The organism is Acidobacteriota bacterium, from assembly GCA_016208495.1.
Classification (GTDB): domain Bacteria; phylum Acidobacteriota; class Blastocatellia; order Chloracidobacteriales; family Chloracidobacteriaceae; genus JACQXX01.
Window position 1 is genome coordinate 34,069 of the sequence record JACQXX010000076.1, and the last position, 12,138, is coordinate 46,206.

The window sequence follows — 12,138 nt, forward strand, 5'->3', positions numbered from 1 at the left end:
CGACCTCAATACTTCACCTCGAACCGTTCATTAAAAGCATCCACCACTTCCAGCAACTCAGCCGGGAGTTTTCTCCGAACAAACTCAATGATTTCAGAGGGAATGTGCCGGTAATAGGCTTGGGCGATACTGCCGGCAATACAGGCCATCGTATCACTGTCCCCGCCCAGCGAAATTGCATTGCGAATGGCACTTTCGAAATTGTCTGACTCCAGAAAGGCAACGATAGATTGCGGCACCGACCCCTGACAGGTCACATCGAAAAAATAAGCTGGCCGAATTTCATCCAGTTTTTGATCCAGATCATATTGAAAACAGGTTGCGATGACCTGCTTGATAGCAGCTTTTTCAACGCCGGTTCGGGCCAGAAAAATGCAGGCGGCCACGGCTTGCGCGCCTTTAATACCTTCAGGATGATTATGGGTCACCCGGGCGGTTTCCCGGGCCTCGAAGACCACATCTTCAAGTGAATCAAAGGCATAGCCGACTCCGCTGACCCGCATGGCTGACCCATTGCCGCAACTGTTATACGGCGCATAGGAATCATCCTGCGCCCAGTGGTCAAACCGGTCGCCATACCCGGCAAAGGGATAGCGGCGGGCAAAGGTCTTCAATGCTTTGCCATACTCCCGGTTTCCAAGCAACGCCGACGCGACCGCCACGGTGAGCACCGTGTCATCCGTAAATCGGCTGTATGGGTTTAACCACTCGAAATCCTTTGTTTTCACCGGGTTGATTTCATAGAGTGAGCCGATCATATCTCCGCAGATGGCGCCAAAAACCATGTAGCCTCCTTTGACAGAAAGGACATAAAAGACGAAAAGGACATAAAGTTGAAAATTCCAGAATCCATAGCCATCAACCTGAAATACCTCTATCGTTTGGGAGCAAAAACCCTCGATTCATTGACAGTCAAATAATTTAAATAAATAGAGTTAGTGAACTACTGACTACTGACTACTGACTACTGACTACTGACTCATTATGTCAAAAAAACCTAAAAAACCTTCAGATTTTGATTCAATCAGCCCGCTGGCTTTTATGGTCGAATCCTCGGATGATGCCATCATCGGCAAAAGCCTGGATGGAACAATTCAAACCTGGAATTCCGGTGCGGAACGAATTTATGGCTACACGGCGCGGGAAGCAATTGGCCAGTCCATTTCCTTTCTCACCAGTCGGGATCGCCCAAATGAAATTCCCCGGATTCTGGATCAAATCCGCTGTGGAGAACGTGTCGCCCATTACGAAACGGTTCGGGTCAGAAAAGATGGTCAGCCGATTGATGTCTCATTGACCATTTCACCGATCAAAAATGCGACGGGCGAAATTATCGGCGCGTCAACCATTGCCCGTGACATCAGTGTGCAAAAACAGGCCGAGCAAAAGCTCAAAACACGAGCCCAGCAACAGGCAGTTGTCGCCGAACTCGGGCAGAAGGCATTAAGCAATACTCCGGCAACCGAATTAATGGAGACTGCCGTGAACCTCGTCACTCAGATTTCAGGGTTTGGGTTTTGCGGTGTGGTGGAATACAACCTGAATGAAGATACTACTTTTTTCAAGTTTGGAGGAGGTTGGGAGGACAAACAATTTCGAGACATGAGGTGGCCTGTTGGAAATACCAATTTCTGGAACAAAGTGGTACAAGAAAAACAACCCATTTCTTTTGAAAGAATTCCAGGGGATGCTTCCCCGACCGCCCCAGGTCAACCTCAGGCTCTGGGAGAATTCAAAAGTTTGTGTACCTTGATTCCAGGAAGTTCGCATCCATTTCAGATTTTGGTTGTTTTTTCTCCCAGCCAGACCCGTTTTGGCCCTGAAGACAGTTACTTTTTGCAAGCCGTGGCCAATATTCTGGCAACCGCGTTTGAACGCAAACGAGCGGAAGAAAACCGCTCTCGATTGCTCGAACGCATGATGTCATCTCAGGAACAGGAACGACGCTGGATTGCCCGCGAACTTCACGACGAAACCGGCCAATCGCTGACCTCGCTGCTGGTTGGATTGCGAATGATTATGGATGCTTCCAGTTTAAAAGCCGCACGCGAGCAGGCTGACCGGTTACGAAAAATCACGATTCAAACGCTTGATAACATTGGCCGTCTGGCGCGGGGGCTTCACCCAAGCATTTTGGATGATTTGGGGTTGGTCATTGCCGTCAATCGCTATGCGGCGGAATATCAGACGAGTTATGGCATTGAAACCGAAACGTTGAGTGAAGGCATGGACCAGCCCGAACTCCCCGCCTCAATCAAAATCACGCTGTATCGGATTTTTCAAGAAGCGCTGACCAACGTGGCCAAACACGCCCAGGCTACAAAAGTCACAATCAGTGTGAAACGCCAGCCCAACACAATTACCTTGCAGGTCAAAGATGATGGAATCGGGTTTGACCTGGAATCAGCGCTTCGGAGTTCATCTCATTCGCTTCATTTAGGGCTATTGAGCATGCGCGAACGAGCCAACCTGCTTGGCGGCCATCTTCAAATTGTGACGGCACCCAGTTGCGGCACCACGCTGACAGCCGTGATTCCCCTCACCGAAGCCATTTTGGCCCGCCAGTGATTGGGTTCAGGGTTTTTGAAATCGAAAAGGACGAAAAAGACAAACCCCAAACCCCAAACCCCGAACCCCGATGTCCTTGTCAGGATAACCCTTACAAAACCCCCATTTTTCACGATTTTCCCTGCTAGACGGAGCGTGACTTTCGGCGCACTGTATCTTCAAACGCCCCTTTGTGACTGGCTTCACCGGCCAGGAGCAGATCGAGAGCTTTCAACGGTTTGAAATACAGGTATGCAATTGACGGTGGCCGAAGCAGCCCACTTGCTTCAAGTATCAGAAGAAACCATTTACAAATGGATCCGGGTGGAAAACCTGCCCGCCCTTTTGTTCAATGGTCAATTCTATTTCAACCAGGTGCGACTGGTTGAGTGGGCGCATGGCAACCACATTGCAGTGGCCGTTGAAAGCTCTCCCGATTTGCCCTCGCTTGAATCGGCTTTCCAGCCTGACAATCTCCTGGCCAATATTGCGGGAGCCACGATTCCCGAAGTTCTGCAGCAGACAGTTGAGCGGTTGCCAATCTCAAATCCAGCAGATCGAGAGTTTCTCTATCAAATGCTCTTGACCCGCAAACAATTTGGCATTACCGCCTTTGGAAACGGAATTGGGATTCCTCGCGCCCGGAGCCCGATTGTACTCCCAAACCTCAAACCTTCAATTGTATTGAGTTATCTTCGGACACCGTTTCAGTTTACTGCCTCTGACCACATTCCGCTGCACGCGCTTTTTTTGTTTATTTCTCCGACATTCCGCATCCACCTGCACTGGCTCTCCCGATTGGGAAGAATCCTGATGGACGCGCAATTTTCCGAACTGGTCAGGAAACAGGCTGATTTTCAATCAGTTCGGCGCCGATTACAGACGGTTGAGTCGTCACTGAAATCTGACGAAAGGACCATTCAATGAGTTTGGGGTTGATCCTCACCGCCATCATTCTGTGGAGTGTCAGTGGAGTCCCCGGTTGTTTCTTTCAAAGGACTTCACCGGCTGGCCAGCGATTGTCAGTTGGGTTGTCCTTGCTCGGTTCGATGGTGGGACTGGTTGGGGCGGCAATTGCGTTTCAACCCCACGGTGCCACCTGTAACTCCCTATCCTGGAATCTTCCAATCGGCTCTGTTTCGGTGTCGGTGGATGCGCTTTCAGCCGCGTTTTTGATTCCGATTTTCTTGATTTCAAGCATCGGTGCGGTTTATGGATTGGCCTACTGGAAACAATCAGAACATCCGACAAATGGGCGAAAACTCCGTCTGTTCTATGGTTTGATGACAGCGAGCATGGCCCTGCTGGTGATTGCCCACGATGGAATTTTCTTTCTGATGGCCTGGGAAGGAATGGCGCTTTCAGCCTTCTTTCTGGTCACGACCGAAGATGAAAAACCAGAAGTTCAAACCGCTGGTTGGATCTATTTTGTCGCCACGCATCTAAGTACATTGCTCTTGATTGGCTTTTTTGCCCTCCTGGGAAGCGTTCGCGGGTCATTTGCCCTTGATCCAATTCTTCCAGGTTCGATTTCTCCGACGGTTGCCAATGTGCTGTTTGGTCTGGCACTGGCCGGATTTGGAATTAAAGCCGGGTTGTTTCCGCTCCACATCTGGCTGCCATCAGCCCATGCCAACGCCCCAAGCCATGTTTCGGCTTTTCTTTCGGGTGTGCTCATCAAAATGGGTGTGTACGGCATCATTCGCGTGGCCTGGCTGTTTCCCCAACCACCGCTCTGGTGGGGGTCACTGGTGCTCATACTGGGCGTGATTTCCGGAATTCTAGGCGTTGCCTTTGCGCTGGGTCAGCATGACCTCAAGCGGTTGCTGGCTTACCATAGCATTGAAAACATCGGCATCATTTTTATTGGATTTGGACTGGCACTGGTCGGACGAGCAATGAACCAACCTGACTGGACAACGCTTGGGCTGGCCGGAGCGATTTTACACGTCTGGAATCATGGCCTGTTTAAGGCGCTGCTGTTCCTGGCTGCCGGGTCGGTCATTCACGCGACGCATACCCGAGAAATTGACCATTTGGGTGGTTTGGCAAACCAGATGCCGAAAACAGCCCTGTGTTTTCTGGTTGGCGCAGTGGCAATCTGTGGCCTGCCGCCGCTCAACGGTTTTGTCAGCGAACTGTTGATTTACCTGGGGTTATTCAAAGTTCTGATCAGCCCAAATTCAGCAACCTGGGGGGTCGCAACCGTGGCCATTCCGGCTCTGGCTCTGATTGGTGCGCTGGCTGTTGCTTGTTTTGTCAAAGTGTATGGCGTGGTCTTCCTTGGTGAATCGCGAAGCCCAGAGTGCCAGTCTGCTCACGAATCAAGCCCACTGATTCTCAATCCAATGAGTGTTCTGGTGGGCCTATGCTTTCTGATTGGAATGATTCCGTTTCTGGTTGCGCCACTCTTACAAACGGTCATACAAAGCTGGTCGGCCCCAGCCACCTCAACCACGCTGTCACAACTGGCACCGCTCGAATGGTTGAGTGGGGCCGGGATCTTTCTGGCGGCTGGTTTTCTGCTTGGCGGCTGGTTTTTGGTGCGACGTATCCCTCGTTCGATTGGAACCCCAATTGGCACCTGGGATTGCGGATATACGGCGCCGTCATCAACGATGCAATACACGGCCTCATCTTTTGCGCAAATTCTGGTGTTACTTTTGAGCTGGGCGCTTTTTCCCAAGGTTCCACGGCTTGAGATTACCGATGCTTTTCCCAGGCCGGTTACTTTTCATAGCCGGGTGCCGGACACCGTGCTTGATCGGGGATTGCTCCCAGCTTTTCAACAGCTTGCTCAGGCGGCTGTCCGACTGCAGGCGCTGCAGGATGGACACACCCAAACTTACATTTTTTATATTTTCATCGTGTTGCTGATACTCCTCATTTTGAAATGAATCGATGTCAGTCAGTAGTCAGTAGTTCATTAAGTTTATTTGATTGAATTACTTGACTGTTTTGTAATGCGGGGATCCCATTCCAAAATGGTATCAGTCCACGAAGTAGAGGAAGGCTCGTAGCCCAGGGTGAGTCTTCGAACCCTGGGAATCCTTAAACCTATGCGACCGATACTCTTGCAAGCCTTTCTACATGTGATTCTGGTTTTGACCGTGCCGCCGCTGCTGTTGGGCATTATCAATAAAACCAAAGCGTTTTTTGGTGGGCGAGCCGGTCAACCGTTGCTTCAAGCGTACTATGATTTGATCAAGCTCCTTCAAAAGGAAATGGTCTTGAGTCGGACCACAACCTGGGTTTTTCTGGCAGGGCCAGTCATCGGACTGGTCACCGTACTGGGTGCTTCACTGGTTATTCCGTTGGGTCACCATTCGGCCCCCGTTTCCTTTGACGGTGACATGGTGTTACTGGCGTACCTGCTTGGAATGGGACGCTTTTTCACGGCTTCGGCAGCGCTTGATACAGGTTCTGCCTTTGAAGGAATGGGAGCGGCGCGTGAAGTTTCATTTGCCTGCCTGGCTGAGCCAGCCCTGTTTTTGGGGTTGATGGCGATGGCAAAACTGACCCATTCCATCAACTTAACCACCATGTTTGGTGGTTCATATGCTGGAAACTGGGGATTGGCGGCGGCCCCACTGGTGCTGGTCACGGCAAGCTGGTTTCTGGTGCTGCTGGCGGAAAATTCCCGGATTCCCTTTGACGACCCCAACACACACCTGGAACTGACCATGATTCACGAAGTCATGGTGCTTGATCATAGCGGACCGGCATTGGGGCTGATTTTGTATGGCGCCGCCATCAAGCTTTTCCTCTTTGCCGCGCTGGTCCTCAACCTGGCCGTTCCCATCAGGCCGGCGCATCCGGTAGCCGCCTGGGGCTTGTTTTTGGTGTCGCTGTGGTTGCTGGCGGTTTTGATTGGCGTGATTGAATCAATTATGGCTCGACTCCGACTGGTCAATATTCCCAAACTGCTGGTTTCAGCCTGCCTGCTGTCGGCGTTTGGCGTCATCTTGTTGGTCCGATGATGATTACAACTGATTTTATCCTCAATTCCTTGCTCGTTCTGGTGGTACTGCTCAACTTTCCAATGCTGGGGTCCAGTCGAATGCAGGCCGTGATTCGGACGGTTGCGCTCCAGGGTTTTCTTCTGGGATTGATGCCACTGTTTGGACAAAACCAGATTCGGTGGGAACTGCTTGTCATTTGTTTGCTCACCATGGCTATCAAGGGTGCCTTTATTCCGTGGTTACTCATTCGGGCGCTTCGGGAAGTTCGCATTCAACGCGAAGTCTCTCCCGTGCTTGGGTTTACACCGTCAATCTTGCTTGGAGGTCTGGGCACCGGACTGGCGGTGTTGTTTGCCAATACCCTGCCGTTAGCACCCAATCAGGCCAACACGTTGATTTTGCCGGCATCATTTTCGACGGTTTTGACTGGTTTTTTGATCCTGACAACACGGCAAAAAGCTATTACTCAGGTGGTTGGGTATCTCACGCTTGAAAACGGGATTTTTATTTTTGGGTTACTTCTGCTCGATGCCGTGCCATTTCTGGTCGAAACCGGTGTGTTGCTGGACCTTTCAGTTGGCGTCTTTGTGATGGGTATTATTTTGAGGTACATCCAGCGGACCTTTTCTTCTCTGGAAGCCGCACCGCTGACAACCGTGCAGGAGTGAGGAAATTTAGGGTTCAGGGTTCGGGGTTCGGGGTTCGGGGTTCAACGACGGAAAGGACATAAAGGACATAAAAGCTATGGGATGCGGGTGTGTTGAATCATTGCCCTTTCGAAAACCCCGAACCCCGAACCCCGAACCCCGAACCCCGAACCCCGAACCCCGAACCCCGAACCCCGAACCCCGAACCCTGAACCCTAATGGTATTATCGTGTTACTTATCCTTCTTTTTACAATTCCACTGGTCGCCGCCGGCATTGCCTATGTCATCCGGTCAAACTGGGCCCGGCCAATGATATTACCCGTAGTCGCACTGGCCCATCTGGTGATGGTGGTTCTCGCTTTAGATCAAGAGACGATTCAGATTGAAACTGGCTGGTTGCAGTTGGACCCGCTCGGAAAAATTGTCCTGCTCTCGATCAGCATCCTGTTTTTTTGTTGCTCGCTTTATGCGCCGGGCTACCTTCGACTCCGACAGGACCGACCCAATCAGGTATTTTGCGCCTGTCTGCTTATTCTCTTGGGAATGATGTCGCTGGTGGCGTTTACTCATCATCTGGGGTTGATGTGGGTGGCCATCGAAGCCACATCGTTGGCCAGTGCGCCGTTGCTGTTTTTTAATCGAACCCCGCACTCGCTCGAAGCCGCCTGGAAATATCTTCTGATTTGTTCGGTTGGGATTGCCCTGGCGCTGCTCGGGTCTTTTTTTCTGGCCTACTCATCACTCTACAGCGGATTGGAATCAACGCTGTTGTTCGACGATCTGGTAAAGTCCGCGCCTCAGCTTTCAAAGCCCTGGTTGCAGGCGGCGTTTATCACGCTCCTGGTCGGGTATGGCACCAAAATGGGCCTGGCGCCGATGCACACCTGGAAACCGGATGCCTACGGTGAAGCTCCAGGAATTGTTGGGGCGTTGCTGGCTGGCGGCGTCACCAGTTGCGCGTTTATTGCCATTTTCCGGGTCACGACAATTTTGAATGCCGCTCAGGAATCACGCTTTTCCAGCAAGATTTTGATTGGAATCGGCCTTCTTTCAATGGCGGTTGCCGCCGTGTTTATGGTGCGCCAGAAGGACTATAAACGAATGCTGGCCTATTCGAGCATCGAACATATGGGCATTTTGGTGCTGGGAATCGGACTCGGGGGGCCGGGAATATTCGGCGCCCTCCTTCATCTCTTAAATAACGCGTTTGCGAAAGGGGTTCTTTTTTTGTCTTCCGGAAATATCCACCGGGCCTATGGCAGCAAATCAACCGATCAGGTCCGTGGCGCACTCGTCAGGCTTCCGGTTTCAGGGGCATTATTTCTTGGCGGATTTATTGCCATCACTGGTTCCCCGCCGTTTGGGCCCTTTATGAGTGAATTCATTATTGTCCGACAAGCCTTTCAGACCGGGCGATTTGGCGTGGTCGGACTGATGTTGGTGCTCTTGCTCGTCATTTTTATCGGGATGGGAAACACGGTTTTGGCGATAGTTCAAGGCACACCGGGACCGGCTGGCGTACCTGGAAATTTTCACGATACCCCGCAAACGGTATTTCCAATTATCTTATTGTTTCTGCTTGTGTTAGGGCTTGGGGTATTTCTTCCATCACCACTGGCCAATTTACTGAACGAAGCAGCGTTCTATCTGGAGGGCCACCCATGAGCGTGTTCACCTCCATGACAAACGGTCAGGCGACCGATTATCTCAACATTCCCACTCTGGATTTTGAAACATTTCGAGCCGAGTTGCTCGCGGGGGTTCAGCAAGGGCACCGGGTCGCTTCGTTTTTTGGGAAGGCTGCCGAAGAATCCCCTGGCGTGGAACTGGTTCTGGTTCTGGCTGATGATCAGCATAACCGCTTATTTATCGGGAAGACTTCCATTTCAGGCAGCCAGTTTCCATCAATGACGCCCGATTGCCCCCAGGTTCACCTGTTTGAACGAGAAATTGCCGAACAGTTCAATCTCCAGCCGATTGGGCATCCGTGGCTAAAACCAGTTCGCTTTGCGTCGCCTCTTCAATTCAGCGAGCTGGAAACAAGGCCCGTTGAACGCCCAACCATTGGACAAATGGATTTTTATCGAGTTTTTGGAGACGAAATCCACGAAGTCGCCGTTGGTCCAGTCCACGCTGGTGTCATTGAACCTGGGCATTTTCGGTTTCAATGTCATGGCGAAAAAGTGTTTCACCTGGAAATTTCGCTTGGCTATCAACACCGGGGGATTGAACCGGCGCTCATTGGTGGGCCACATCCATTAACCCCGCGCCAAATCGAAGCTATCGCAGGCGATACCACGCTTGGTCATGGGTGGGCCTATTGTCAGAATCTCGAAGCCCTGGCCCAAACCAGGGTCACGGCTCGCGAACAGGTAATTCGGGCGATTGGACTGGAGCTTGAACGACTGGCCAACCACACCGGCGATCTTGGCGCTTTGGCCGGAGATGTCGGATATCTGCCTACCCAATCATTTTGTGGGCGGATTCGGGGTGATTTCCTCAATATGACGGCAGTCCTTTGTGGCAACCGGTTTGGGAGAAACCTGCTGCGTCCGGGAGGAGTCCGCTTTGATCTTGATTCCAACCAGACCAAAGACCTCATTAAGCGACTTGAAATGGCTGAAACCGACCTGGTTTCGGCAGTTGAGTTACTTTGGGATACCCCATCAGTTTTAGCCCGATTTGAAAATACAGGTGTGGTCACTCGTGACCAGGGCCTTCAGTTTGGGTTCGTCGGTCCAACGACACGCGCCTGTGGTGTCGAGCACGATGTTCGGACTGATCATCCGACCGGGGTTTATCAGTTTGTCAATCTGCCGGTGGCCATGACGCATTATGGAGATGTGAATTCACGGGCGTACGTGCGGTGGCTGGAAATCCGTCGGTCCTTACGTTTTATCCGGGAACGACTCACTGCCATGCCCGAACCGCGCCCCGTCAGTACCACCGGCCCACTGGCGCCAAACAGCCTGGCCGTGTCGCTCATCGAAGGCTGGCGCGGAGAAGTGTGCCACGTTGCCCTGACCGATGCAGCAGGTCGTTTCTCGCGCTACAAAATTACGGATCCGTCCTTTCACAACTGGACAGCACTGGCACTGGCGCTCCGCAATCAGCAGATTTCAGATTTTCCGTTGTGCAATAAAAGTTTCAACCTGTCCTATTGCGGGCATGATTTATAGGGATTTGGAGTTGAAAAAACCGTGATTTCGAGGTGATTTACACCGCCCTTGCCCTGAACCCTGAACCCTGAACCAGATGACAAGGAGACAAGGAGACAAGGGAATTTTTTTCATCCCTCATCCTTCATCCCTCACCCCTTGAAAGAACCCTGAACCCTGAACCCCGAACCCTGAATGCCATGATCAAAGCACTTCTCGCTCGATTTCAACAAAAACACCGCACAATGTCCTTCCCTGATGGCCCACCGCCGGCCTTACCGGAACGCTTTCGGGGGCGTCCGATCCTGGATACCGCCAAATGCCCTGATGGCTGCCGAAAGTGTGCCGATGCGTGCCCGACAGCCGCCATTACCATTGCGGACAAAGCCCAAATTGACCTGGGAAGATGCCTTTTTTGCACCGATTGTCAGGATGCCTGCCCTCATCAGGTTGTGACGTATCTTCAAGACTATCGGCTTGCGACTCGTTCACGTGAGGCTCTGGTCGTCGCTCAGGATGAAGAACTGGTGCTGGCTGAGGCGCTCGATACCAAACTCCGGCGGTTGTTTGGACGCTCGTTGAAGCTCCGGCAGGTCAGTGCGGGTGGATGCAATGCCTGTGAAGCTGATGTGAATGTACTTGGAACTGTCGGCTGGGACATCGGGCGGTTTGGGATTCAGATGGTCGCTTCGCCGCGCCATGCCGACGGCTTGTTGATTACCGGATGCGTGACCGAGAATATGAAACTGGCGTTGGAAAAGACCTACGCGGCGGTGGCAGCCCCAAAACTGGTGATTGCGGTTGGTGCCTGCGCCATTTCCGGCGGACCGTTTCTCGACTTACCAGCCCAACACAATGGGGCAGCATCAGTCGTTCCGGTTGATTTGTACATTCCAGGATGCCCGCCACATCCGTTGACCATTCTGGATGGATTATTGCGCTTGCTGGGAAGACTGGAAGAATAGGGTTCAGGGTTCGGGGTTCAGGGTTTGAAAGACAAAACTGGAAGAGAACCCTGAACCCTGAACCCCGAACCCTGAACCCTGAACCCTGAACCCCGAACCCTGTCATTCAAAAAAGCTGGGAGCCACCAAATGTCCAGGATTCATGTTTTGATTGTTGACGATCATGCCATTCTGAGAGCCGGCCTCCGGATGCTCATCAGCGCCCAACCGGATATGGATGTGGTTGACGAAGCTGGAAATGGCCAGGAAGCAATGCAAAAAACCCAGGCCCTGAAACCGGATGTCGTGTTGCTTGACATCACCATGCCGGGAATCAACGGGCTCAAGGCGATTGAGGAAATCCTCCAGATTTGTCCGAAAACCAAAGTGCTGGTATTGACCATGCACGAAGACCCGGCCTACCTGAAATCAGCGCTGGCGGCAGGGAGTTTGGGGTATGTCGTCAAACGGGCGGCTGATTCAGAGTTGCTGGCCGCCATCCGCACGGTATATCGCGGGAAGGTGTTTATTGATCGCACGCTGGGTGATGATTTGATCCAGGATTTACTTGGGAAAAAAAACACGGACACCGACAAAAATACCGATGCCTTTCACCATCTTCTGAGCCAACGCGAACGCGAAGTCCTTCAACTTCTCGCCCAGGGGTACACCAATCAGCAGGTGGCAGCGTCACTGAGCGTCAGTATCAAAACGGCGGAAACCTATCGGGCACGGGTGTTTCAAAAACTCGGATTTCGAGACCGGGTGGATCTGGTCCGTTATGCGGTGGAAATCGGTATTTTAACTCCTGACAAATTGAGTTGACACGTCCCACCCAGGTCGCTCTGCTGAACTGACCATCCTCTGGTCACCTCTCAA

10 protein-coding genes are annotated in these 12,138 nt (G+C 52.0%); 9 read left to right on the top strand and 1 reads right to left on the bottom strand.

The window, feature by feature from the left end; genetic code table 11:
• Positions 1–5: 5 nt before the first annotated feature.
• Positions 6–785 (bottom strand): ADP-ribosylglycohydrolase family protein, encoded by a 780-nt coding sequence (locus HY774_14790; protein ID MBI4749752.1) that lies wholly within the window; start codon positions 783–785, stop codon positions 6–8.
• A gap of 199 nt (positions 786–984) precedes the next feature.
• Here HY774_14790 and HY774_14795 point away from each other — a divergent pair, with 199 nt between their 5' ends.
• The 9 genes from HY774_14795 (at position 985) to HY774_14835 (ending at position 12,084) form a co-directional block, all read left to right on the top strand.
• Positions 985–2,568: a PAS domain S-box protein gene (locus tag HY774_14795; protein MBI4749753.1), complete on the top strand. Its 1,584-nt coding sequence runs from the start codon at positions 985–987 to the stop codon at positions 2,566–2,568.
• A 231-nt stretch (positions 2,569–2,799) separates the two neighbouring features.
• Positions 2,800–3,474 carry a PTS sugar transporter subunit IIA gene (locus HY774_14800; GenBank protein MBI4749754.1) on the top strand — a complete coding sequence of 225 codons (675 nt, stop codon included), beginning with the start codon at positions 2,800–2,802 and terminating at the stop codon, positions 3,472–3,474.
• Positions 3,471–5,444: a hydrogenase gene (locus HY774_14805; GenBank protein ID MBI4749755.1), complete on the top strand. Its 1,974-nt coding sequence runs from the start codon at positions 3,471–3,473 to the stop codon at positions 5,442–5,444. The genes HY774_14800 and HY774_14805 overlap by 4 nt, the downstream gene beginning before the upstream one ends.
• Positions 5,445–5,606: 162 nt before the next feature.
• Positions 5,607–6,527, top strand: a complete 921-nt coding sequence (locus HY774_14810; GenBank protein ID MBI4749756.1) for an NADH-quinone oxidoreductase subunit H — start codon at positions 5,607–5,609, stop codon at positions 6,525–6,527.
• The gene (locus HY774_14815) at positions 6,527–7,177 is read left to right on the top strand and encodes a hydrogenase (GenBank protein MBI4749757.1); all 651 of its coding nucleotides are present in this window, start codon (positions 6,527–6,529) and stop codon (positions 7,175–7,177) included. Before HY774_14810 ends, HY774_14815 begins: the two co-directional genes overlap by 1 nt.
• A gap of 289 nt (positions 7,178–7,466) precedes the next feature.
• Positions 7,467–8,822: a hydrogenase gene (locus HY774_14820; protein ID MBI4749758.1), complete on the top strand. Its 1,356-nt coding sequence runs from the start codon at positions 7,467–7,469 to the stop codon at positions 8,820–8,822.
• Entirely contained in the window at positions 8,819–10,336 is a 1,518-nt protein-coding gene (locus HY774_14825) for an NADH-quinone oxidoreductase subunit C (GenBank protein MBI4749759.1), read from the top strand. The genes HY774_14820 and HY774_14825 overlap by 4 nt, the downstream gene beginning before the upstream one ends.
• A gap of 179 nt (positions 10,337–10,515) precedes the next feature.
• Positions 10,516–11,280 (top strand): 4Fe-4S dicluster domain-containing protein, encoded by a 765-nt coding sequence (locus tag HY774_14830; GenBank protein ID MBI4749760.1) that lies wholly within the window; start codon positions 10,516–10,518, stop codon positions 11,278–11,280.
• 129 nt (positions 11,281–11,409) lie between these two features.
• A complete protein-coding gene (locus HY774_14835; GenBank protein ID MBI4749761.1) occupies positions 11,410–12,084 on the top strand; it encodes a response regulator transcription factor in 675 nt (224 codons plus the stop codon).
• Positions 12,085–12,138: the final 54 nt, after the last annotated feature.